22 protein-coding genes and 1 riboswitch are annotated in these 22,905 nt (G+C 42.0%); of the genes, 14 read left to right on the top strand and 8 right to left on the bottom strand.

The window, feature by feature from the left end; genetic code table 11:
- Positions 1-55 precede the first annotated feature (55 nt).
- Both ilvM and ilvG read right to left on the bottom strand, forming a co-directional pair.
- Positions 56-295 carry an acetolactate synthase 2 small subunit gene (gene ilvM / locus PULV_RS12885; protein ID WP_193331922.1) on the bottom strand — a complete coding sequence of 80 codons (240 nt, stop codon included), beginning with the start codon at positions 293-295 and terminating at the stop codon, positions 56-58.
- Positions 292-1,941, bottom strand: coding sequence for an acetolactate synthase 2 catalytic subunit (gene ilvG / locus PULV_RS12880; protein WP_193331921.1), 1,650 nt, complete (start codon positions 1,939-1,941; stop codon positions 292-294). The genes ilvM and ilvG overlap by 4 nt, the downstream gene beginning before the upstream one ends.
- Positions 1,942-2,487: 546 nt before the next feature.
- Here ilvG and PULV_RS12875 point away from each other — a divergent pair.
- From PULV_RS12875 to PULV_RS12850, 6 genes are all read left to right on the top strand, one after another.
- On the top strand, positions 2,488-3,108 hold the full coding sequence (locus PULV_RS12875; RefSeq protein ID WP_086744791.1) for a hypothetical protein: 621 nt from the start codon (positions 2,488-2,490) through the stop codon (positions 3,106-3,108).
- Positions 3,109-3,384: 276 nt separating this feature from the next.
- A riboswitch (Lysine riboswitch) is annotated at positions 3,385-3,578 on the top strand.
- Positions 3,579-3,700: 122 nt separating this feature from the next.
- A complete protein-coding gene (dapA, locus tag PULV_RS12870) occupies positions 3,701-4,585 on the top strand; it encodes a 4-hydroxy-tetrahydrodipicolinate synthase (protein WP_193331920.1) in 885 nt (294 codons plus the stop codon).
- 12 nt (positions 4,586-4,597) lie between these two features.
- Positions 4,598-5,338: a 2,3,4,5-tetrahydropyridine-2,6-dicarboxylate N-succinyltransferase gene (locus tag PULV_RS12865; protein WP_193331919.1), complete on the top strand. Its 741-nt coding sequence runs from the start codon at positions 4,598-4,600 to the stop codon at positions 5,336-5,338.
- Positions 5,338-6,543 carry a PLP-dependent decarboxylase gene (locus PULV_RS12860; protein ID WP_193331918.1) on the top strand — a complete coding sequence of 402 codons (1,206 nt, stop codon included), beginning with the start codon at positions 5,338-5,340 and terminating at the stop codon, positions 6,541-6,543. Before PULV_RS12865 ends, PULV_RS12860 begins: the two co-directional genes overlap by 1 nt.
- Before the next feature lie 4 nt (positions 6,544-6,547).
- Positions 6,548-7,660, top strand: a complete 1,113-nt coding sequence (locus PULV_RS12855; protein ID WP_193331917.1) for a succinylglutamate desuccinylase/aspartoacylase family protein — start codon at positions 6,548-6,550, stop codon at positions 7,658-7,660.
- Positions 7,661-7,863: 203 nt separating this feature from the next.
- The gene (locus PULV_RS12850; RefSeq protein WP_086744796.1) at positions 7,864-8,889 is read left to right on the top strand and encodes a phospholipase A; all 1,026 of its coding nucleotides are present in this window, start codon (positions 7,864-7,866) and stop codon (positions 8,887-8,889) included.
- Positions 8,890-8,945: 56 nt separating this feature from the next.
- Here PULV_RS12850 and PULV_RS12845 read toward each other — a convergent pair whose 3' ends face one another.
- Complete coding sequence (locus PULV_RS12845) at positions 8,946-9,845, bottom strand: bifunctional GNAT family N-acetyltransferase/hotdog fold thioesterase (protein WP_086744797.1); 900 nt, start codon at positions 9,843-9,845, stop codon at positions 8,946-8,948.
- A 158-nt stretch (positions 9,846-10,003) separates the two neighbouring features.
- Here PULV_RS12845 and PULV_RS12840 point away from each other — a divergent pair, with 158 nt between their 5' ends.
- On the top strand, positions 10,004-10,693 hold the full coding sequence (locus tag PULV_RS12840) for a spermidine synthase (protein WP_193331916.1): 690 nt from the start codon (positions 10,004-10,006) through the stop codon (positions 10,691-10,693).
- On the opposite strand, the gene dtd is transcribed toward PULV_RS12840, so the two are convergent.
- Genes dtd through PULV_RS12825 form a run of 3 tightly spaced genes read right to left on the bottom strand, consistent with a single transcriptional unit; the run spans position 10,682 to position 13,035 of the window.
- Complete coding sequence (gene dtd, locus PULV_RS12835) at positions 10,682-11,119, bottom strand: D-aminoacyl-tRNA deacylase (protein ID WP_193331915.1); 438 nt, start codon at positions 11,117-11,119, stop codon at positions 10,682-10,684. The two genes, PULV_RS12840 and dtd, sit on opposite strands and share 12 nt — an antisense overlap.
- Before the next feature lie 8 nt (positions 11,120-11,127).
- Complete coding sequence (gene pip / locus PULV_RS12830) at positions 11,128-12,087, bottom strand: prolyl aminopeptidase (protein WP_193331914.1); 960 nt, start codon at positions 12,085-12,087, stop codon at positions 11,128-11,130.
- Positions 12,088-12,144: 57 nt separating this feature from the next.
- Positions 12,145-13,035, bottom strand: coding sequence for a virulence factor BrkB family protein (locus tag PULV_RS12825; protein WP_193331913.1), 891 nt, complete (start codon positions 13,033-13,035; stop codon positions 12,145-12,147).
- A 111-nt stretch (positions 13,036-13,146) separates the two neighbouring features.
- Here PULV_RS12825 and PULV_RS12820 point away from each other — a divergent pair, with 111 nt between their 5' ends.
- Positions 13,147-13,791, top strand: coding sequence for a DUF2959 domain-containing protein (locus PULV_RS12820; RefSeq protein ID WP_193331912.1), 645 nt, complete (start codon positions 13,147-13,149; stop codon positions 13,789-13,791).
- Between the two features lie 78 nt (positions 13,792-13,869).
- Here PULV_RS12820 and typA read toward each other — a convergent pair whose 3' ends face one another.
- The gene (gene typA / locus PULV_RS12815; RefSeq protein WP_086744803.1) at positions 13,870-15,690 is read right to left on the bottom strand and encodes a translational GTPase TypA; all 1,821 of its coding nucleotides are present in this window, start codon (positions 15,688-15,690) and stop codon (positions 13,870-13,872) included.
- Between the two features lie 516 nt (positions 15,691-16,206).
- Here typA and glnA point away from each other — a divergent pair.
- The 6 genes from glnA (at position 16,207) to PULV_RS12785 (ending at position 22,490) form a co-directional block, all read left to right on the top strand.
- Complete coding sequence (glnA, locus tag PULV_RS12810) at positions 16,207-17,613, top strand: glutamate--ammonia ligase (RefSeq protein WP_086744804.1); 1,407 nt, start codon at positions 16,207-16,209, stop codon at positions 17,611-17,613.
- Between the two features lie 132 nt (positions 17,614-17,745).
- On the top strand, positions 17,746-18,264 hold the full coding sequence (locus PULV_RS12805; protein ID WP_140372857.1) for a DUF4124 domain-containing protein: 519 nt from the start codon (positions 17,746-17,748) through the stop codon (positions 18,262-18,264).
- A gap of 169 nt (positions 18,265-18,433) precedes the next feature.
- Positions 18,434-19,510 (top strand): nitrogen regulation protein NR(II), encoded by a 1,077-nt coding sequence (gene glnL, locus PULV_RS12800; protein WP_086744806.1) that lies wholly within the window; start codon positions 18,434-18,436, stop codon positions 19,508-19,510.
- 24 nt (positions 19,511-19,534) lie between these two features.
- Positions 19,535-20,926 carry a nitrogen regulation protein NR(I) gene (gene glnG, locus PULV_RS12795; protein ID WP_193331911.1) on the top strand — a complete coding sequence of 464 codons (1,392 nt, stop codon included), beginning with the start codon at positions 19,535-19,537 and terminating at the stop codon, positions 20,924-20,926.
- A 34-nt stretch (positions 20,927-20,960) separates the two neighbouring features.
- Positions 20,961-21,425 (top strand): Crp/Fnr family transcriptional regulator, encoded by a 465-nt coding sequence (locus PULV_RS12790; protein WP_193331910.1) that lies wholly within the window; start codon positions 20,961-20,963, stop codon positions 21,423-21,425.
- Between the two features lie 90 nt (positions 21,426-21,515).
- Positions 21,516-22,490, top strand: coding sequence for a tetratricopeptide repeat protein (locus tag PULV_RS12785; protein WP_086744809.1), 975 nt, complete (start codon positions 21,516-21,518; stop codon positions 22,488-22,490).
- Positions 22,491-22,515: 25 nt separating this feature from the next.
- Here the strand turns inward: PULV_RS12785 and PULV_RS12780 are convergent, their stop codons facing one another.
- Positions 22,516-22,902, bottom strand: coding sequence for a YacL family protein (locus PULV_RS12780; protein ID WP_086744810.1), 387 nt, complete (start codon positions 22,900-22,902; stop codon positions 22,516-22,518).
- Between the last annotated feature and the right edge of the window lie 3 nt (positions 22,903-22,905).

The following is a 22,905-nucleotide window of genomic DNA, read 5'->3' as shown; positions in this document are numbered from 1 at the left end:
CTTTCCTGTTAATAAAGTACCCGGCAAACCGGTAAAATTATAATTAAGCGATGAATTAACCCGCTTGCTGTTGTAATTGGTGTTCAACAAAACTGACGTCAATCAGTTTATTCAGCTGCTGTGTCAGTAAATATATAGGGCGATCACTATCGACGGTAAAATTCACTAAATAACGCTCATCTTTTGCTTCGAGTTGCATATGAGTTAGAGAAAATCCACGATGACGCGTCACACGTAAAAAGCGTTCAACAGCAACGCTCTGATTTTTCAGTTCGACTTGTAAATAGTGTTTCATGATTGCACCTCTGTCATCATTTGTTCATTACTTGCACCTGGCGGGACAAGTGGCCACACATTTTCTTTATCATCAATACAAGCATGTAAAATATAAGGGCCGGTTGAATTTACTAACTTCTCAAGCGCCGCATCGACTTCGTTCGCATGGGTGATGGTTTGCCCAGGAATACCAAACACAGCTGCAAGCGCGACAAAATCAGGATTATCCGATAAGTCTGTTTCACTATAACGGCCATCGAAAAATAGCTGCTGCCATTGACGCACCATGCCCAAGCGTTGGTTATCAAGGATCAATATTTTGACTGGTAAATTATTGCGCCTGATGGTTGCAAGCTCTTGGATATTCATCATGATGGAGCCGTCACCGGATACCGTGATCACAAAATCATTTGGCCGAGCGATTTGCGCTCCGATGGCTGCAGGTAGGCCAAACCCCATCGTGCCAGCACCACCACTACTTAAATGGTTACTCGGATGACGAAACTTCATATGTTGCGCCACCCACATTTGATGCTGGCCCACATCACAACAAACGACACCCGTTTTAGGCATCATTTTACTAAGTGTATTCAGTAAATATGGTGCGAAAACTTTCTCACCTGGGTAATCATAACGCCAAGCATATTCTTTCATCATCTGCTGACAATGTGTCTGCCACGCCGCTTTAGTTAATGGTGTATGTAAGTGTGGTAATGAGTCTTTTAGATCGGCCACCAAAGAGGCAGCAACTGGCTTACGCTTACCCACTTCGGCAGCGTCAATGTCGAGATGAATCACTTTCGCTTTAGCGGCAAACTTAGCTAAGTTACCCGTAACACGATCATCAAAACGAGCACCAATACAGACTAAAACATCACACTCTTGCACTGCTATGTTGGCAGCTTGTCCGCCATGCATGCCAAGCATGCCCATATCCAATGAATATTCAGGTAACACTGACCCTAATGCTTTTAATGTGGAAACTGCAGGCATTTGCGTACGGGTTAAAAAATCCATTAAATGCGTTTGAGCGTCAGCCGACTGCACCCCTCCACCTATGTATGCTACCGGTCGCTCGGCATTGGCTAACAAATTATTGGCCTTTTGAACTTCACTCATGTTGACTGTCGGCTTGTAATCATCCGCTGCAAGCCATGGATGGAACGGCACTTGCGCTAACTGAATGTCTTTTGGGATATCAACTAAAACTGGTCCGGGACGTCCAGACTGTGCAACATGTATTGCTTCTTGTAATATTTCCGCTAAATCTTCTGCTCGCTCGACTAAGTAACTGTGTTTTGTGCATGACAACGACATCCCTAAAACATCAATTTCTTGAAACGCATCGGATCCAATCGCAGCCGTTGGCACTTGCCCTGTGATGGCTAATAAAGGCACTGAATCCATCATGGCATCAGCAAGTGATGTGATTAAATTAGTCGCACCTGGCCCCGAGGTCGCAAAACACACACCGAGCTTGCCGGTGCTGCGAGCAAAACCTACCGCAGCAAATCCGGCACCTTGCTCATGACGAGTTAAATAATGCTTGATTGGCGCGCCATACAGAGCGTCATAAATAGGCATGATTGCTCCACCCGGATAACCAAAAACCTCATTAACGCCATGCTTGGCTAGTAACTCTATTAATAACTGCGCGCCTGTCATCGTATTTAACCCTTTAATTTTTACTAATTTTTCACAACACCTAGAAACAAAAAACCCCCCGAACTTTTCAGTGCGGAGGGTTGGTAGTTAAGCAATTTTACTTAGACACTAACTCGCCCCCGCGGTGATAATAATCACCACGCTGATAATAATAAGGACTAGAGAAAGTGTGTTTTTAGACATTAAATTGTTAACCAAAATTCATTTTATTAAGCAGGGCATCATCACCTGCGTTGATTACCTTTTTATTAGTAACCTTTTCGCCTCGGCAAGTCAACCATAAATTCAATCCAAATAAAAACCTAGTTTTGAAAAAAAACACCCTAAAAAGCAATTTAAATCACATTAAAAGGATTTTTTATTCAATTGTTATGTGTAAGATGAATCGTTCACTCCACTTAGGACAACAGCATACATAGATTAATTTTATGTTACACGCAAAATTGAATTCAATATACAAATAAAATTTTAAATTTATTTAAACCTTTTTGCACCGATGCTGCGTCTTAATAGATAACTACAAATAATGATTCAGGAAGACCACTCATGAAACTAGCCACACACATCATCGCAATTGCTTCTATTTTATTTGCTTCTGCGGCATTGGCCGATAGCGAAAAGCGGATCAGTGAAAATCTCACTATGACTGAACAACAGAGCTTACATATTAATTTTCCAGTTGGCAGTCTTGAGATTGAAGTCACTGACAGCAACCAACTCGAAGTTGAAATAGAGATTAAACCAAAGAAAAATGGTTGGTTTTCGTCAAGCCAAGACTTATCAAATATCACTTTATCTAAAAAAGTGACCGACAATAGAGTGAAACTTGAAATCGATGAGGATGATTTGCAACAAGAATGGACTCTTCGAGTTCCGCGCTCGGCAGCAATAGATATCAACTTAGGTGTTGGTAGCATAGAAGTGAACAAATTAGCCAATTCTGCCGATATCGAAGTAGGCGTGGGTTCAATTCGTGTTGATACCGTATTAAATGACTTTAAGCGCATCGATTTAGACTCAGGAGTGGGTGATACTCGCGTAACGGGTTTAGTGAATGAAATTAAAGAAAACCGCAAGATGGTCAGCTCTGAAATTCAATACCGCGGCCAAGGCGAGTTCACTTTAAACCTCGAAGTGGGTGTTGGTGATATTCGAGTTCGCCACTAACCACACCTAAAAATGCAAAAAAAGCGGCTCGTGCCGCTTTTTTTCTTTCTACGTCTAAAAACACAAGCGCCAACAATTAACACATTAATTTTTAATAACTTTAATTTGATGGTTTTTATACTCTCAAGATTAATAACGCCTCTAAAAACACACTAACACCCGCGCCATTGCATAAAATTTAATAAATCATTATTGACATATAGATGGCTAAAATGTTTCAATTTGCGCCATACACCCTATTACAAAGTATTTGCATCGCAACATAGCAGATACTTTAGGGCTAGAAGAGGTGCGTTATTCAGGTAATAAGTACGAGGAGAGCAAACTCCGTTGACCACTTATGAGGGGAATTAACGCCGAGAATGCGTATTGTTTGCTGCAATACAATTTCGGGCGACTGGGCTGAATCCCAGCGACTGTCACCAATAACAGCGATGCTGTTGTATGTTTGGTGGAGAGCTTCTGGTCTTAGAAAATAAGGCCATGCGCTTTATTTTATTTAAGTCCATTCGCTCTTCGAATTTTATATGTTCGGTAGCGATATGACTTCTCATCATTTGCATCCTATCGACGTGTTATGAGTTCGGTAGAGATGATCCAACAATTCGATTTATCTGAATATCCATTATGGACGGCCTTAATTACGCCGTTTACAGAACAAGACACCATTAATTTTAATGGCTTAGCGCAACTTGTAGCTGAACAAGTTCAAGCCAACAATGGTATTTTATTACTCGGAAGCACCGGCGAAGGGCTTGCACTCACAATGGATGAGCAACAAGAGATCGTCCGTTTTGTGTGTAATCTAGCTCCCAATGTGCCACTCATGGTTGCTGTCGGTGGCTTTAATTTAAAGCAGCAAGTGCAATGGCTTGAGTTTTGTAACGACATGCCAATTCATGCTTACTTGCTTGGCTCTCCTTTGTACGCAAAACCGGGTATTCAAGGCCAAACACACTGGTTTGATACCTTACTGGCAAACTCAGCTCACCCTTGTATGTTATATAACGTACCAGGGCGAAGTGCAGTCGCAATTGACCCGCAGGTACTCGCCAATTTAAGCCATCATTCAACGTTATGGGCAATGAAAGAGGCCAGCGGTGACATCGCGAAATTTGAAGCATTTCGCTCAATAGCCCCAGAACTCGCGATTTACAGTGGTGATGATGCCCTGATGCCTTATTTTGCTCAAGCTGGAGCGAAGGGACTTGTCTCTGTCGCGGCCAACGCCTGGCCAAAGCAAACAGCTGAATTTGTGCGCCGTTCACTCGCTGGCACCTATCCGAACTTATTTAGTCAATGGTCACGCGCAATCAACAGCTTATTCACTGTCGCTAATCCCATTCCCGTTAAAGTACTCATGCATAAGCAAGGACGTATTGATTGCCCTGACTTACGCCCACCTTTAACTCACACCGAATTAACTGATCATGCCGCTATTGATGCAGCAAATCACACTATCTTATCTTTTAACTAAACAGGACTATTCATGAGCTGGTTAGCATTATTACAAAATTTAGAAGCGGGCACTGTACGTGCTGCAACACAAGATGAAAATGGCGATTGGCATGCCAATGTTGACGTGAAAAAAGGCATTTTAGATGTCTTTAAAAATGGCACTAACATTGAATTCCCTGGTGGTTTTGTTGATAAAGACAATCTTGCTGTACGTGGCTTTTCAGCTGAAGACGGTGTACGTATGGTCCCAGGTGGAAGCAGTGTACGCCCAGGCGCTTACGTCGCCTCGGGCACCATTATTATGCCTCCAGCCTATGTCAACATCGGTGCATACATCGACAGCGGCACTATGGTTGATAGTCATGCATTAGTCGGTTCATGCGCGCAAGTAGGTAAAAATGTTCACCTGAGTGCCGCGGTACAATTAGGTGGGGTACTTGAGCCAGTAGGTGCAAGCCCAGTAGTGATTGAAGATGACGCTTTTATTGGTGCAGGTTGCGTCATTGTTGAAGGTGTAGTCGTTAAAAAAGGTGCGGTCCTCGCTCCGGGTGTCCGTTTATCTGCGACTATCCCTGTGTATGACTGCGTGAATGAGCGTCAACTTGAACGTGGTGAAGCAATTCCAGAATATGCGATTGTTGTCCCCGGCTCTCGCCCTGCTTCAAGTGAATGGGGTCGCAATCAAGGATTAAACATGTCCTGTGCTTTGATTGTGAAATATCGCGACGAGCAATCAAATGCATCATTAGCACTGGAAGAGGTATTACGTTAATGAGTTTTTTGAGCACTCATGTTCGTAGTCATATCAACCAATTGGTTGAGACTGAGCAGAACCCATTTTTTATCTATGATTTAGACCAACTAAGTAACCACCTAAAGCCGTTGACGGAACAAAATGTGGTCAAGCTCTGGTACGCAGTGAAAGCGAACCCGTTATCAAAGGTGATCCAAACCTTAGATAAATGCGGTTTTAATTTTGATGTCGCCAGCAGTGGTGAACTAAATCAGGTATTAAAACAAGGGATCGCTGCCGAACGAGTGCTCAATACCGGCCCTGCAAAAAGTAAGCTACAAATTGCGCACTTTCTTGGCGCAGGCGTGCGCACTTTTGTTGCTGAGAGCTTGAATCAAGTCACGTGGCTTAATCAAGCGGCACAAGACAACGAAGTGAAACTCGATATTCTTCTTCGGGTTCAGCTTCGCTGGCCTGATGGCGAAAAAAACCCGCTAGGAGGCAATAGCTTAACGCCATTTGGTTTAGGCTGTGAGCAATGGCAGACCTTAACCATTGCCGATTACCCCCAGCTAAACTTTGTCGGTTTACATATTTTCCAATGGGGCAATCTGCTCAGTACCGAAAAACTTGCGCAACTGTGGTCGCAAATGGTGCCTCCTTTGCAGCAATTAGCGCAAACGTTAGGGTTTCAACTTGATGTACTCGATTTAGGCGGCGGATTGGGCATCCCCTACCAAACAAACGACGCTCGGTTAAATTGGCCTGTGTTAGTTGATGCGCTTGCAACCATAAAGCAAGCGGCTGGCGTCAAAGAGCTTTGGATGGAACTGGGTCGCTATGCAGTGGGAGAATGCGGCCATTACATCAATCCTGTGGTTGAACAAAAAGAGAATTTTGGTCATCACCAATTGATTACTCGCGGTGGCATTCATCATATTTTACGCCCTGCGGTGACCAATCAAGCATTTCCGGCGCAATTACTGCGCCATTCGTCAGCACCTACACAGGCGTTTCTAGTACACGGCCCGCTTTGTACTGCGCTCGACAGCCTAGGTGAGCACTTGCTACCTAATGATGTGCATAACACCGATCATTTGGTCTTTAGCCAAGTCGGTGCATACGGATTTACCGAGAGCATGCCTTATTTTTTATGCCATGAACTCGCTGCTGAATATGTAATAGAGAACAAGGTTGTCAGCTGTATTCGTCAAAGCGAAAGTGCTGATTACTATTTGAGATAATGCCATGAATCAAATCAGTCAAGAAAACATCTTAGTCGGCGAAATAGCCAATGGTTTACCACTGACGATACCGGTTTATCGGATCAAAGGAGATGGCAGCGGGCCCCATGTATTTATCCAAGCCAATATGCATGGTGCCGAAGTGCAAGGTAACGCCGTTATTTACCAGCTACTAGAGCAACTTAAACACCTTGATTTACGTGCTGACTTTACCTTAGTTCCTTATGCGAATCCGATTGGTTGCAACCAAAAATCAGGTGAATTCACTCTCGGGCGTTTTGACCCAATTACCGGCACTAATTGGAACCGCATGTATTATGATACAACCCACTTAGTTGATGAATTTGCGGCGCAACATATTCACAGTAGCCACGACGTTGTTATCAAGGAGTTTCGCCAAACGATAATCAATACACTTGATGATAAACTCAGTGGTCCAGCTTATCAGCTCACAACAGGCCAACGCATCGCCTATAATTTGCAGCGCCTCGCACATCATGCTGATATCGTTCTTGATCTGCACACAGGGCCGATTTCAAGCAAGCACCTATACTGCCCAACTTATGCAAAAAACAGTGCGAGCTATTTCAACATTGAGCATGTCCTATTGATTGATAACGGTTTTGCAGGGGCATTAGATGAAGCGAGTTTTTGCCCATGGTGGGATTTAAGTCACGCCTTTGCCAAACAAGGTCGAGAGTTTGATGTTGCTGTTGAAGCATTTACTGTTGAATTAGGATCGCAAGAAAAAATCGATCTCGCTGCCGCCAAAGAAGACGCGCTCAGCATTTTAAGTTATCTCACGTATAAAGAAACATTTAACAATGGGCAATATCGCCCGGTCACAATGACCCGTTACGCCTGCCACCTTGATGATTATATTGCTTATTATGCGCCTATGGGGGGCATGGTGGAGTATTTGGCACCATTAGGGAGTCATATCAAAGCAGGTGATCCGATTGCGAATATTTTGCGCATGGAGCGCTATTTAAGTGAAACCCCTTTACACACTTTGACCTATGACCACGATGCAATCGCAATTTTGCATTTTGCTTCAGCGAGCGTCAATCAAGGCACTGAACTGTACAAGTTTTTTACCAATTACACCGAATTATAAGTAACCGAACTCTAATTGCGTGAGAGTAGCCATGTATCCCGTGGCAAATCTAGGCTGCGACATGTATGTCGCAGCCTTTCTTTTTATATGGTTCTGCAATAACTACCTAGCGCCTTTCATCATGATTGTTTTGACGAAGTTAATACTTTTTTTTCTCATCACGATATACTACTCATTCATAACGACAGACAAATAATAACAATATGAATAAGATTACCCTATTTTTGTTTTGGTTAAGCGCCCACAGCACCTTGTTATCTGCTAATGAAGCTCCAGCACCGACAGAAAAAGTAGATGCAATTAAAGAATGTGTATTAACTGAACTGCTCACCAGTGATGATAGCCGGACCATTGGACAAATTAAGCAAAATTGCCAAAATCCTGAAGAGGCACGTGCAATCACAGCTTTAGATAAACGTATGGCTCGCGAGCATTATTCACAAGATAATCGTAATGTCATTACGCCGCACCGTAGAAATTATATTCTACCGCTGACCTACATGGATGATCCTAATTCCGCACCTTTCAATCGTTATGACCGACTTGATGATAACAAAGAAGAACCACTGGATAACCTAGAGGCCAAATACCAGCTATCAATAAAGGTGCCTTTGTTTAATGATTTTTCAGACAAAGATCAGGCGATTTATTTTGGTTTTACATTACAGTCTTATTGGCAAGTTTATAATAAAGAAATCTCCTCACCGTTTCGTGAAACCAATTACGAACCGGAAATTTTCTGGATAAACTTTCTTGATAAAAAGCATGTGCTTTGGGGTGATGAGATGGCCATTGTTCTTGGCGCTGTCCACCAATCAAACGGCCGCAGCCAACCCAACTCTCGCTCTTGGAATCGTATTTATGCTGATTTTATTTGGGAAAACCGTGGTTTTGTATTTAGCTTGAAGCCTTGGTACCGCATTCCTGAAAATGAAAAATCAGATCCTATGGATCCCAAAGGAGATGATAATCCAGATATTTATAAGTACATGGGTTATATGGAGTTTTCTGGTGCTTATCGCTACCAAGAGCATGAATTTAGCTTTATGACTCGCAATAACATCAGTTCTGATAATCGCGGAGCTATCCAGCTCGACTGGTCATTTCCACTTTGGGGAAGATTACGTGGTTATGCGCAATATTTTAATGGTTATGGCGAGAGCTTAATTGATTATAACGCTGATATCGAGCGGTTCGGCGTCGGCATTTTATTAACTGATTTATTATAAATGACCAGACAGCGCCCTTGTATCAACAAGGCGCTGTCGAAAGCAACCGGACAGGATCAGTTTGGTTGAATCACCACAAATTGCCCCATGAATTCAGCCACTTTACGCTCGCCATCAAATACAGTGACGGGCACAGTAAAGCGCGCTTTACCTTCTTGAGTAATAGCACTTAACTCCCCTTCACATTCAGTGAGTACCACCGTTGCTCGAGGTGTTGTTTTTAATGGCTTAAGATATTTAATGTTGGCATCAGCCAGCACGATATCACCTTCTAATCCAGCTTCCTTAAGCGCTAAATAAGTCGCCCCCCAACCTGTTAACGTGGCTAAGCTATATATTGAACCCGCAAACATCGAGCCGTGTAAATTCACATTGGCCGCAAAATCAGCCTGAGTTGAGAATTCCCAGTCTGTGTAGCTGTGCACTTTTATCCCCATCGCATCACTAATTGGAATTGCTTCACGCCATGTATTTTGTAGTACTTGCGTCCAATCCGGATGACGGAACCAACCCGGTTCAGAGGGTCTATTTTTTACCATTTTAAAATGCTGTATATCGCCATAGGCCAAATGCGCTTTCTCTGCAACTTCATAACCATGACGTTGATAAAAGGCCAGAGCACGTTCCCGAGCAAATAAAACGAGCTGCTCTGCATCTTGTGTCCACGCAATTAATTCTAACTCATGTAATAAGCGACTTCCGATGTGCTGGTTTCTCGCTTGCTCAGCAACCGCCATATAACGAACTTGTGCTTGTTGGTGATTATTAAAATGCAAACGCGCCACTCCCAACACTTCACCTTGCGTGTTACGGATAAAGCGATGCTCTGAATCTTGCTCTAAGTCATCTTGCTCTGAGCCGCGAGGCTGCTGCCAAGGAGCGCGTAATACTTGCCAGCGCAGCTGGTAATAATCTTGCCAATCTTGACTACTTTGCGGAGTCGTAACCTGAAACATATTGACACCTTCTTTGATTTATAAAGACTTTTTTATTTTTCACTGGGTGTGATTGTGGTTCACCTTACATCAATTACCACTGAGATAAAATAGTCATATTGCACCACTTTGGCACAAAACGTGACAGAGATAAAATGCTCTACTATCCTGATTAGACTATGAAATATGTGCAAGCCGAAACAGGCGCGATTCAACCCCACTTCATTCGTCATTGCAATGAAATTGGCCAGCTGATTTATTGGCATAAACATTTGGGCCAAAATGTGCAAGTACGACAATTTAAACAGCTGCGATGGTTGTTAATTGATGAAGTATTGCAATCCGTGATTCAGATTGATGAACCGGATCATTTGCTGTTTCCGCATTTACAGACTCTTTCAAATATCTGGCGGCATCTCCCCGCTCCTTCGTCCGTGCTTGAAATCGGGCTTGGCGCAGGCGCGATACGTAATTACCTTCAGTTTCACTACCCACAAGCTGAAATTATTACCGCAGAGAAAAACCCTGAAATAATCCATTGCTATAAAAAATATTTTGGTGGAGAAGCGTCTAATAGCTTACATTGCCAAGATGCGCTCAATGAAATAAAAGTAAAACGGACGTTTGATTGGGTCATCATCGATATTTTCAGTCAAATAGATGCGCCCGTTTTTTTATTTAATCAAGAGTTTTATGAATCACTGAGTCATATCTTGAGTTTAAATGGCAGCCTTTTTATTAACTTTTTAGCGCAACATGATTCGCAAATAATTCAACTAAAACGCCTATTGCGGGCTGCATTTGGAATTGACGTACAGGTCGAAAAAATTCCGGGTTATGCGAACCATATTATGTGGTTAAGCCTCTAAACGAAACGTCACTGGTCCGTCATTCACTAAGTGGACTTTCATATCTGCTCCAAATTGCCCAGTCGCTACATTAAGCCCTTTCATCTTTGCTTGCTCTACAAAATACTCATACATATTTTTGGCATGATCAGGCGTTGCTGCACTAGAAAAGCTCGGACGCATGCCTTTTTTCGTGTCCGCAGCCAAGGTAAACTGCGAGACAACCAGTAACTCCCCTTCAATATCCAGTAAACTTAAATTCATTTTGTCTTGCTCATCGCTAAAAACACGATAACTGCTTACCTTGTGTAATAGCTTGTCGGCAGTCTCAGTTTCGTCGGCTTTTTCAACACCTAACAGAACTAATAAACCTTGCCCTATTTCACCCACAGTTTGCCCTGCGACTACCACTTTTGCCTCACTGACGCGCTGAATTACTGCAATCAAAACAACCTCTATATTTTTTGGTAACTTAATTTGGCCTTACAATATAAAGTATCTGCCGCACGGCGCATAGCTTGGGCGTACACTACATTTTCACTGCTATGACCAACATCGTTTAAAATATCAAGCTTTGCATTTAAACCATGGGATAAAGCATACGCTCCACTTAATGGCGTCACAAAATCATGCCGACCATGTAGCAGGTGAATCGGAAGATGTTTGATTGCACCAAGATGGTTCATGATGTAATTTTCTTCGATAAAACATTGATTACTAAAATAATGCAACTCCAACAATGCCAAGTTAGTGGCACTTTGATTGTCGCAAATTTGAAACTGCTGAGTATATTTTGGATATAAACCCGATAGCACCATCTCCCATTCACACCATGCTTTAGCAGCTTTGATTTGAGCTAGTTGATCGGAGCTATTTAATTGCTGCTGATAATCGCTGAGTAACTCAGTCCACGGGAGCTGCTTAGGATTAAACTTGGCATAATAATCAGGGAATAACTGTGCACTGCCATGCGCTGAATACAACCATTCATAGTCTTGCTGACGGGCTAAAAAAGTTCCTCGTAACACCATCCCCAACACTTTATCGGAATGAGCGATGGCATATAACAACGCCAGTGTTGCCCCCCATGAGTTCCCACTTATCAACCATGCTTTGATGCCTAACTGCTCCCGGATAACTTCAATGTCAGATACCAGATAAGAGGTAGTGTTAAATTGAAAATCAAAATGAGGTGTTGATAAACCACAACCTCGCTGGCTAAATAAAATAATGCGGTATTTATCGGGGTTAAAATAGCGGCAGTTTAATACGTTGGCCCCAGCACCGGGGCCACCATGAAAAACTAAAACAGGTAGTCCTTCTGGATTGCCATATTGCTCGACATGAATTTGATGTCCTTGTCCAACCGGAATATGGTAACTAATCGCGTCAGTGATCTCATAAAGTGTTGCCATCAATGGTCATCCTGTTAATTAACTTAAACCAACCACACATCTTTTAGGCGCTTATCCTCACTCTAGAGAGTCGACCTCTTCAAGCTCAACTTGTTGATTCCGATCTAATGAGTGCTGAATGCACACCGTCACCTCAGCACCGAGCAACACGACAATCCAAGATAAATACACCCAAACAAACAATATAGGTACTGTAGCCAATGCACCATAAATGACTTCATATGATGGAAACTCACTCACGTAACGTGCAAAACCTTGCTTACTTATTTCAAACAAGATGGCCGCAAAAAGCGCCCCTGGTAACGCAGCTTTAAAAGGCACTTCGGTATTTGGCACGACGGTGTAAAGTAACGTAAAGGTAATTATAGATATAAAATATGGGATTAAGGTCAATATAAATCCACTCAGACCCGGTATCCCCTGATCGGCAATACTGGCCAGTGAAATAATATAGGATGTGACACCAATACTCGCTCCAAGCAAGACTGGTCCAAGAGTGAGCACCATCCAATAAATAGCAAATGAAATCATTGGATTACGCTTTTTCTCAATTCGCCAAATTCGATTTAATGTGCCATCAACGTTACGGATCAAAAAAAGCGCCACGACCACCAAAAAGCCCACACCTATTGTGGTCATCTTACTGGCATTACCAGCAAAAGCACCAATATGTTCACGGATCACCTCACTTGAGGTCGGGACAAAATTGGTAAAAATAAAGTTTTCTATCCCCTCTCTAAGCGTTTCAAAGACTGGGAAAGCAGAAAAAATAGCCACGGCAACCGCCATTAGCGGCACTAAAGAAAGTAAGGTGACATATGCTAAATAACCCGCATTAACTGTAATCGCGTCTTCACTGCAACGCTTAAAGTATAAACGCCACCATGCCCAATGCTGGCGCATCACGGGCCTGATTAAGGTGATGAATTGACTAATTTTACCTTGCATATCAATTTATTCTGTTATGATTTAATCTGTTAATATTAAGATACCATGCATCCGTATAAATTACAGAGTTAAGTCAGTGAACTTATCCACTGGCACTAAAAGGTTTTTAAAATGAAAAAAATATTACTTGCTGCCAGTTTGGCATTGTTATTAACCGGCTGCCAAACAGCTTATTATTCGGCAATGGAAAAAGTAGGTGTTCACAAACGTGATATTTTAGTCGATCGCGTTGAAGAAGCGAAAGAATCCCAAGAAGTGTCACAACAAGAGTTTCAGTCTGCGCTTGAACGTCTCAGTTTACTGATTAATTTTGATGGTGGTGAGTTACAAACTGTATACGAAGAGCTTAATGATGATTATGAATCCAGCTTAAAAGCAGCTGAAGATGTCTCTAATCGCATTAATAAAGTTGAAGATGTCGCTGAAGCACTGTTTGATGAATGGAATGAAGAATTAGCACAATATTCCAACGCTAATCTCAAACGTGAAAGCGAAAAAAAGCTCAACCAAACTAAACGCCAGTTTGATAAATTACTTCGTTCGATGCGAACATCAGAGAAAAAAATGGCCCCTGTCTTGTCGGCTTTGCAAGATAATGTTTTGTATCTAAAGCATAACCTCAATGCTCAAGCAATCAGCGCCATTAAAGGCGAATTTAATAATCTTAAACGTGATATCCAATCACTGATGACAGACATGAACAAATCAATCGCTGACTCAAATAAATTCATTGAGCAAATGAACAAAACTGGCTAAACAAAATCCTCAGTAAAAAATTTATTTGGCTCATAAAAAAACCCGCTTTTCAGCGGGTTTTTTAAATTAATCATACGATTATTTTGGTGCACGTCCTGCGCGCTTACGATCACTTTCAGTTAAGTGACGTTTACGAATACGGATATTCAGAGGTGTCACTTCAACTAATTCATCGTCATCGATAAACTCAAGCGCTTGCTCAAGTGTGTAGTTCAATGGCGGCGTTAACGTTTGCGCTTCATCAGTACCTGATGCACGAACGTTAGTTAGTTGCTTACCTTTAAGGGCGTTAACTGTTAGGTCGTTATCACGGCTATGAATACCGATAACCATTCCTTCGTAAACTTCAACACCATGACCGATGAATAATTTACCACGCTCTTGCAAGTTAAATAATGCGTTTGTTAGCGCTTTACCTGTTGCATTAGCAATCATTACACCGTTCTTACGAACACCTAGCTCACCACCTTTGTGAGGACCATAGTGATCGAATGTGTGATACATAAGGCCAGAACCAGATGTAAGCGTCATGAAATCAGTTTGGAAACCGATTAAACCACGGCTAGGGATCATAAAGTCCATACGCATACGGCCTTTACCATCTGGAGACATGTCAGTTAGTTCACCTTTACGAAGACCTATTTGCTCCATGATAGAACCTTGATGCTCTTCTTGACAGTCAATGGTAACTGTTTCGTACGGTTCTTCAAGAACGCCATCTACTGTACGTAAAATTACTTCAGGACGAGAAACAGCTAGCTCGTAACCTTCACGACGCATGTTCTCAATTAAGATACCTAAGTGTAATTCACCACGACCCGATACGCGGAAGCTATCTGGGTTAGCTGTGTCTTCAACACGAAGTGCAACGTTATGTACTAATTCTTTATCTAAACGTTCACGGATATTACGTGAAGTTACGAACTTACCTTCTTTACCACAAAATGGTGAATTATTAACAGAGAACGTCATTGTTACTGTTGGCTCATCAACACTTAATGGTGGTAAAGCTTCAACATTGTTTGGACAACAAACAGTATCAGAGATTTTCAGCTCACCAATACCGGTTACTGTTACGATGTTACCCGCATAACCGCGCTCAGTTTCGATACGCTCTAAACCAAGGTAGCTCTGAACTGAACCAATTTTACCGTTACGTTTTGAACCGTCAGCACTGATGATAGTCACTTGTTGATTCACAGCAACAGAACCACGCTTGATACGACCAACACCGATTACACCTACATACGAGTTGTAATCAAGCTGAGAAATTTGCATTTGGAATGCGCCTTCAGGATCAGCATCTGGTGGAGATACTTCGTCAACGATCATCTTAAACATAGGTTCCATGTTATCTGATGGCTCGTCTAAATCTAATGTTGCCCAACCATTGATAGCTGATGCATAGATTACTTTAAAGTCTAACTGTTCGTCAGTTGCACCTAAGTTATCGAATAAATCAAAGATTTGATCCATAACCCAATCAGGACGAGCGCCAGGCTTGTCGATTTTGTTAATTACAACGATTGGCTTTAAACCCTGCGCGAATGCTTTTTGTGTCACAAAACGCGTTTGTGGCATTGGACCTTCTTGCGCGTCAACAAGTAATAATACTGAGTCAGCCATCGAAAGAACACGCTCAACTTCACCACCGAAATCGGCGTGTCCTGGAGTATCTACGATATTGATGTGGTAATCATTCCATGAAATTGCAGTATTTTTTGCAAGAATGGTAATACCACGCTCTTTTTCGATATCGTTAGAGTCCATGACGCGCTCTTCATTACCGCCGCGAGTTTCTAACGTACCTGACTGCTCTAGCAGTTTATCAACCAAGGTTGTTTTACCGTGGTCAACGTGCGCGATAATCGCGATATTTCTTAACTTTTCGATGCTCATAAACTTACTCAGTAGAATTAATCTGGCTGATCCTAAAATATCTACGCTCTTTGTTCGACATTCAAAAAGAATCGAAAAACAAGCGGCATAGCGTTTAAAAAAAATGGTCGCATATTATCCCTTAATAATGGCAGGGATGAAAGTTTATCCAACAGAATTTTTTAAACTTTATTTAAAAAAGCTTAGATTACTGCTGTTTTATTACACAATTAGTGATGGATTACATTTAGTTACGCACAGAAATGTTTTTCTATTTTTTTCATCAAGAGATAAAAATCGTACTTAGGTGAAATAAACCAATAAAAAGAACATTTTGGACTATAATTTCTGGGCATTTCAACGCACCAACAAGGTGCAATCAACGATCAAAGTGGTGCACCAAAATGAGTCAACACTGCATCTAAAAATATAAATTCCATATTTATCATGAAGTTGAAAAGTTGGCACACATTGAGCTTATAGAATGAAAAATTGCAAAAGCAAATAATATTAAACAACACACAGTTTGGAGGACGCATGTCTCATTCAGTTTTACAGTTTATCAAAGAAAATGACGTTAAGTTTATCGATTTACGCTTTACTGATACCAAAGGTAAAGAGCAGCACGTTTCTATTCCACATCACCAAATTGACGAAGATTTCTTTGAAGATGGTAAAATGTTTGATGGTTCTTCAATTGCCGGCTGGAAAGGCATTAACGAATCAGACATGGTCTTACTACCAGATGCAGAGTCTGTAAAATTAGACCCGTTCACTGAAGAAGTAACACTGATTGTTCGCTGTGATGTTGTTGAGCCATCTACATTGCAAGGTTACGAGCGCGATCCACGCTCTGTTGCAAAGCGTGCTGAAGAATACATGCGCTCTACAGGTATTGCGGACACTGTTTTATTTGGACCAGAACCTGAATTTTTCGTATTTGACGACATTAAATTCAAAACTGACATGTCTGGTTCTATGTACAAAATCGATTCTAAGCAAGCAGCTTGGAACTCAGATAAAAGCTATGAAGATGGCAACACAGGTCACCGTCCAGGCGTAAAAGGTGGTTACTTCCCAGTAGCACCTGTTGATGATTTCCAAGATTGGCGTTCAGCAACTTGTTTAGTCCTTGAAGAAATGGGTCAAGTAGTTGAAGCGCATCACCACGAAGTAGCAACAGCCGGTCAAAATGAAATCGCGACTCGCTTCAATACTATGGTTTTAAAAGCTGATGAAATCCAAGAAATGAAATATGTTATTCATAACATGGCTCATTTATACGGTAAAACAGCAACCTTCATGCCTAAGCCTGTTGTTGGCGATAACGGTTCAGGTATGCACTGTCACCAATCTTTAGCAAAAGACGGCGTAAACTTATTCGCTGGTGATAAGTATGCAGGTCTATCTGAAGAAGCATTATTCTACATTGGCGGCATCATCAAGCACGCTAAAGCAATCAATGCATTTGCAAACGCTTCTACTAACTCATACAAGCGTTTAGTGCCAGGATTTGAAGCTCCAGTTATGCTTGCATATTCTGCACGTAACCGCTCTGCATCTATCCGTATTCCTGTTGTTCCGTCTGCAAAAGCACGTCGTATCGAAGTTCGCTTCCCAGATCCAACAGCAAACCCATACTTAGCGTTCTCTGCAATGCTAATGGCTGGCCTTGACGGTATTAAAAACAAGATCCACCCTGGCGATGCAATGGATAAAGATTTATACGACTTACCAGCAGAAGAAGCGGCTGAAATCCCACAGGTTGCAAGTTCATTACAAGAAGCACTTGATTCTCTAGACGCTGACCGTGAGTTCTTAACCCAAGGTGGTGTATTCACTGACGACCTAATCGATGCGTACATTGCACTTAAGAGTAAAGAAGTCGAAAAATTAAACATGACAACTCACCCAGTTGAGTTTGAAATGTACTACAGCTGCTAAGTAAGCTAACTATTTGTTTCAATGTGTGTTCCAAAGCCTGCTTCGCAGGCTTTTTTTATAGCAAAATTAGCGCTAATCATATAAAGTTATTAACTATTCAATAACAAGCTATAAAAATAGAAGGAAAATTAGGTGGCAAAACGCTTAATACTATTTGCTGTCTGCATGACGCTACTTGCAGCTCCTTCTATAGCTGGCCAGAAAAAAATCTACGTTTGGCGTGACGCTAAAGGCGTGCTTGTTTTTTCTGATACTCCTCAAAAAGGTTCTGAAGAGTTGAATCTCAATATCAATACAGTCGATATGCAAGCCGTTGATACCAGTACTTTATACAAAGCAGAATCACAACAAGACACTCAAACTCAGTTTAGTATTTCAATCACAGAGCCTAAAGATCAAGCCACCATTCGAGACAATACAGGCTCCATTTACGTCAGCGGAAAAGTAAGTCCACGTTTTGAAAGCGGTCTCTCAATTCAATTGTACTTAGATGGCATGGCCACTCAAGCCCCAAAAAGCTCAGCTATTTTTGCACTGCGTAACGTTGATCGCGGCGAACACACGCTGCAATTAAAGTTAATTGATGCCAAAGGAAAAGAAATCGGTCAAAGTGAAATCGTGACGATTTACTTACATCGTAAAGGTCTCTAATCATTTTTTGATTACGTATTCAATCCCACGCAATCAACACTTTCACGTATAATAGCCTCATGATAATCTGTTTTTCAGCTCAAATAACTTCATGATTAATTTTCCGTTGCTAGAGCAAAGTGATAGCTGAAATACGACTCAAATAGCAACGCACTAAAATGGTGCAAAGATGCCCAAAAATAAAACTCTCAAACACGACACCTTGCTTTCTATTTGTGAAAATCTAGCCACGGCCGTTATTTTGCTTGATGAGCAGCTCATTGTTGTTTATGCAAACGACAGCGCGAGTGAGTTATTTGCATTGGGCCATAAGCGCTTTTTAGGCCAAGAGTTTGAGTCATTATTTAACTATCACAACATCGACATCAAACGCATTATTAGCCATACCTTAAATGAAGGCAGTGACTGCCACCAACACAGAGCTGACGCGGTTTTCCTTGATTCTCGCCATGCCAAAATAACCTTAAGCAGTCGCAAGATCACCATCGAATCCAACCCTTATATTATGCTCGAATGTAGAGCGCTTGATGAAGAAATTAAACACGACAAAGCCTCACATCAAATGCATCAATACATTGCTGCCCGTACGCTTATTCGCGGTTTAGCCCACGAAATAAAAAATCCTTTAGGTGGAATTCGCGGAGCGGCGCAGTTATTGCAATACGAGGTTGATCAACAAGAAAGAGATGAATGCGCAACGCTGATCATTGAGCAAGCTGACCGATTGACAGAGCTAGTCGACCGCCTGCTTGGACCAAATCAGCTACCGAATAAAACCTGGTGCAATATTCATCAAACTCTTGAGTCAGTAGTAAAACTGACAATGCTATCAAATCACAGTCAAATCAATGTGATTAAAGATTATGATCCGAGTATTCCTGATATTTTTATTGATCAAGGCAAGATTCAACAGGTTGTGCTCAATATCGTGCGAAATGCGCAGCAAGCACTCACCGAAGGCGGTGAAATCACCTTGCAAACTCGCATTCGTCACCATATGCGCATTCACAACAAAGCGATGAAGAATGCCTTAATGATTAAAGTGTCAGACAATGGCCCTGGAATCGACAAAGCAATAAGAGACACACTCTTTTACCCTATGGTCACCAACAAAGATGGTGGCTCAGGGCTCGGTTTAGCCATCGCACAAACGTTGATCGATCAACACGATGGTTATATCGAATGTGAAAGTTGGCCAGGCCATACAGAATTTAATATATATCTACCCTTTGTTAACCAACAATAACAAAGAATGCGTTTGGAGTGATAAATGAAAACAGTTTGGCTGGTTGATGATGATGCGTCGATACGGTTTGTTCTTGAAAAAGCACTGAGCCGCGCCGGTTTTCAAACCGAAAGCTTTGCCAGCGCAGAGTCTGTTTTAAGCGCCTTAGAATACAGTCAACCAACAGTACTCGTGTCGGATGTTCGTATGCCTGGCATGGATGGCATGACATTGCTTGAAGGGATCAGTACAAACAACCCAGGCTTACCTGTCATCATTATGACTGCCCATTCTGATCTCGATTCAGCCGTGCAAGCATTTCAAAAAGGTGCGTTTGAATACTTAGCCAAACCATTTGATCTTAACGAAGCCGTTAATTTAGTTGAAAGCGCCTGTCGCGCGAATCAGGGCCTGAAAAAGAAAAACAAAATACCCGAACAAAAAACCCAAGATATCATCGGCGAAGCGCCTGCGATGCAAGAAGTGTTTCGAGCAATCGGTAAACTCTCGGCGTCAAGCATGAGTGTGTTAATTAACGGAGAATCCGGCACAGGTAAAGAATTAGTCGCAGGGGCGCTTCACAACCACAGTCCACGCAAAGAAAAAGAATTTATCGCCCTCAATATGGCCGCGATCCCTAAAGAATTAGTTGAATCGGAACTATTTGGTCATGAGAAAGGCGCTTTTACCGGGGCTGACAGCGTGCGAAAAGGCCGCTTTGAACAAGCCAATGGCGGCACCTTATTTTTAGATGAAATTGGCGATATGCCATTAGATGTACAAACTCGATTGCTACGAGTGCTGGCTGATGGTGAATTTTACCGAGTGGGCGGCCATCAAAGCATTAAGGTCGATGTACGCATTATTGCCGCCACCCATCAGAATCTAGAAGAACTAGCTGCGACAGGTAAGTTTCGTGAAGACTTATTCCATCGTTTAAATGTTGTTCGTTTAAAACTTCCTGCCTTACGTGAGCGCACTGAAGACATAGAAAAACTTGCTCATTACTTTTTAACTAAAAGTGCCAAAGAGCTAAAAGTCGAAAGCAAAATTCTTGCCTCTGATGCATGCCAAAAACTCAAAGCTTTTCACTGGCCAGGTAATGTCAGGCAACTTGAAAATACCTGTCGCTGGCTCACCGTTATGGCACCGGGGCAAACTGTCACCGAAGCCGATTTACCGCCGGAGATTTTAACTAATCCGATTCAGCATGCTGCATCTGGTGATTGGCTGAGCCAATTTCAAGCTTGGTTCGATGCAGAACTCAAAAAAGGCCGCGAAAATATTTGGCCCGACGTGCAAGCAGAGCTTGAAGTTAAACTTATTAACACCGCATTACAGCACTGTAATGGTCATAAACAAGATGCCGCGATCAAAATTGGCTGGGGTCGCAATACCTTGACGAGAAAGTTAAAAGAGCGCAACCTTAACGATTAACCTATTTAGCTGTTGGTTCAGTTTCGCTTTTGTTATGAAATTAATAGAAAATATCCCGCTAATAAAACGGATGGAAATTATCAACCGTTTAGCGTTTTTTAAAGTGTTCAGTTTAGATGAGCGCCAAGTGCTGCTTGAGTCCTTTTCACAATTATATTTAGTCAAACAGCATCGTTTTGTATTTCAGCAATACGATCACGATGCAAACTTGTATTTAGTGCTCAGCGGCCAACTGACCATGTACCGACAAAACGATCAGGTTGAATTAAGTAATGTTTTGCCCGGTGAATTTATTGGTGAAGGCAGCTTTATTGCTGGGCGTAATCGCAGTATCAACGCACAAGCAAGCGAAGATACCATTTTGCTCTCACTGTCACCCATAGTGTTAACTCGCCTGCCAGCTGCGATGAAAGATAAACTCAAAGACCAAATCATTTTCGGCATGAGTCAGCGCATTGAAGCGCTCAGCAAGTTACTCGAAGCAAAACAAAGTGGTTAACGAATGCTTACAAATTCCTACAATGGGTATTTTTCAAACCCATGAAACACTGATATGCTAAGCATTGTTGATATTTAAGGATTTATTGTTATGAGCATCGCATTTAAAGCCGCTATCGTTTGCTGTTTCCTAGCCTTGAGTTTACACGCAAACAGCGCGGTATCATCACTGCTCGCGCCAACAGCGGCGCTCACTGCACTGGTCGAGCAAGGCGAACTTGGCGACCTCAATGCTAGCCAACGACAAACTATTTTTGATATTGATCGCGCCCTAAACCATGAAAACTTTTCTTTAGCCCACACTTTGAGCAAGCAATTTTTACAACAAGCACCCAATCTTGCGGCTGCGCATTTTATGTATGCTAAAACCTGTTTGGAAGAAGCAAAAGAAAGCTACCTCAGCGCCTTTAGTTTAAGCAATAAAGCGCAAACACACTTTACCCGCGCGCAAGAACTCGCACCCAACAATGGCTTTTTTATGCTCCATTTAACTGGTTACTACCATTTAACACCTTGGTTGTTCGGTGGTGGTGACGATGATGGTGATTATTGGCTGGAACAATTAAGTCAGCGCTCACCTCGTTATCATCTGTTAGCAAAATCAACCTTTCATAGCAATTCAGATGAGCTAGCAGAGCTTGTAGAGCAAGCCAAAACACAGTTTCCAGATGACCTATTGCTGCATCTCAATATTGGTTTAGTGTTAATAAAAAAACAAGAAGAGGATCTAGCAGAGCAGGCACTACTTTATAGCTACCAGCTTATTGAGTCACAGCAGTACCCGCATTCTTTAGTGCAAATGACACGCTATTATATGGGCTTTTTTGCATTACAAAACCAAACACAGCTTAATAACGGGATCGTCGCCCTGAATGCATTTATTGATGCTCACAACAAAGATAACAATGACCCCTACTTTTTATGGGCACATTACAACTTAGCTAGCCTGTATTTAGAACATGATAAAGAGGTTGAAGCCAAAGACATATTCGGCTGGCTTGCTCTTAATAGTGTCGACGCTAAATTAACTAAGCTCACACAAAAAAAGCTCAATATGCTCAAGTAATTAATATCAGTATTAAAGGTGTGAATTAAGGCGTGATACTAAAACGAATAAATTCGCACCAAGCATGGATTAATGCCACAAAGTCTTCATAACCACACACAGCCAGCAAGCCGTCTTCATCCAATGCCAATGCATCATCTTGATACATAGAGATATCTTCATCTCCTTGATGAAGAATATTGGCCTCAAGCAGCGCTTCAGCATCACTTAATGTTAAACTGACTTCTTTACCAAGTAGTTTTAGCTCATTAACCTGCACCGCTTTAACTTGTTCGATTAACCCCAGCAAAGCAGTTAATTGCTGTCGATCGGTATTGATTTCTTCCGTCAACCAGCGGCCAAATAACGCTTGCTCATCAGTAAATTTTGCGCGAAACCCAAAGATAGGATCGCGGACAAATTGGTATTCCATCTT

This window comes from Pseudoalteromonas ulvae UL12 (assembly GCF_014925405.1).
GTDB classification, from domain to species: domain Bacteria; phylum Pseudomonadota; class Gammaproteobacteria; order Enterobacterales; family Alteromonadaceae; genus Pseudoalteromonas; species Pseudoalteromonas ulvae.
This window is presented reverse-complemented; position numbering and strand designations above follow the sequence as displayed.

What these genes read in the sequence shown, in the direction of transcription:
- ilvM (WP_193331922.1), bottom strand. Translation starts at nt 295, where the DNA reads ATGAAACACTATTTACAAGTCGAACTGAAAAATCAGAGCGTTGCTGTT.
- ilvG (WP_193331921.1), bottom strand. Translation starts at nt 1,941, where the DNA reads ATGACAGGCGCGCAGTTATTAATAGAGTTACTAGCCAAGCATGGCGTT.
- PULV_RS12875 (WP_086744791.1), top strand. Translation starts at nt 2,488, where the DNA reads ATGAAACTAGCCACACACATCATCGCAATTGCTTCTATTTTATTTGCT.
- dapA (WP_193331920.1), top strand. Translation starts at nt 3,701, where the DNA reads ATGATCCAACAATTCGATTTATCTGAATATCCATTATGGACGGCCTTA.
- PULV_RS12865 (WP_193331919.1), top strand. Translation starts at nt 4,598, where the DNA reads ATGAGCTGGTTAGCATTATTACAAAATTTAGAAGCGGGCACTGTACGT.
- PULV_RS12860 (WP_193331918.1), top strand. Translation starts at nt 5,338, where the DNA reads ATGAGTTTTTTGAGCACTCATGTTCGTAGTCATATCAACCAATTGGTT.
- PULV_RS12855 (WP_193331917.1), top strand. Translation starts at nt 6,548, where the DNA reads ATGAATCAAATCAGTCAAGAAAACATCTTAGTCGGCGAAATAGCCAAT.
- PULV_RS12850 (WP_086744796.1), top strand. Translation starts at nt 7,864, where the DNA reads ATGAATAAGATTACCCTATTTTTGTTTTGGTTAAGCGCCCACAGCACC.
- PULV_RS12845 (WP_086744797.1), bottom strand. Translation starts at nt 9,845, where the DNA reads ATGTTTCAGGTTACGACTCCGCAAAGTAGTCAAGATTGGCAAGATTAT.
- PULV_RS12840 (WP_193331916.1), top strand. Translation starts at nt 10,004, where the DNA reads ATGAAATATGTGCAAGCCGAAACAGGCGCGATTCAACCCCACTTCATT.
- pip (WP_193331914.1), bottom strand. Translation starts at nt 12,087, where the DNA reads ATGGCAACACTTTATGAGATCACTGACGCGATTAGTTACCATATTCCG.
- PULV_RS12825 (WP_193331913.1), bottom strand. Translation starts at nt 13,035, where the DNA reads ATGCAAGGTAAAATTAGTCAATTCATCACCTTAATCAGGCCCGTGATG.
- PULV_RS12820 (WP_193331912.1), top strand. Translation starts at nt 13,147, where the DNA reads ATGAAAAAAATATTACTTGCTGCCAGTTTGGCATTGTTATTAACCGGC.
- typA (WP_086744803.1), bottom strand. Translation starts at nt 15,690, where the DNA reads ATGAGCATCGAAAAGTTAAGAAATATCGCGATTATCGCGCACGTTGAC.
- glnA (WP_086744804.1), top strand. Translation starts at nt 16,207, where the DNA reads ATGTCTCATTCAGTTTTACAGTTTATCAAAGAAAATGACGTTAAGTTT.
- glnL (WP_086744806.1), top strand. Translation starts at nt 18,434, where the DNA reads ATGCCCAAAAATAAAACTCTCAAACACGACACCTTGCTTTCTATTTGT.
- glnG (WP_193331911.1), top strand. Translation starts at nt 19,535, where the DNA reads ATGAAAACAGTTTGGCTGGTTGATGATGATGCGTCGATACGGTTTGTT.
- PULV_RS12790 (WP_193331910.1), top strand. Translation starts at nt 20,961, where the DNA reads ATGAAATTAATAGAAAATATCCCGCTAATAAAACGGATGGAAATTATC.
- PULV_RS12785 (WP_086744809.1), top strand. Translation starts at nt 21,516, where the DNA reads ATGAGCATCGCATTTAAAGCCGCTATCGTTTGCTGTTTCCTAGCCTTG.
- PULV_RS12780 (WP_086744810.1), bottom strand. Translation starts at nt 22,902, where the DNA reads ATGGAATACCAATTTGTCCGCGATCCTATCTTTGGGTTTCGCGCAAAA.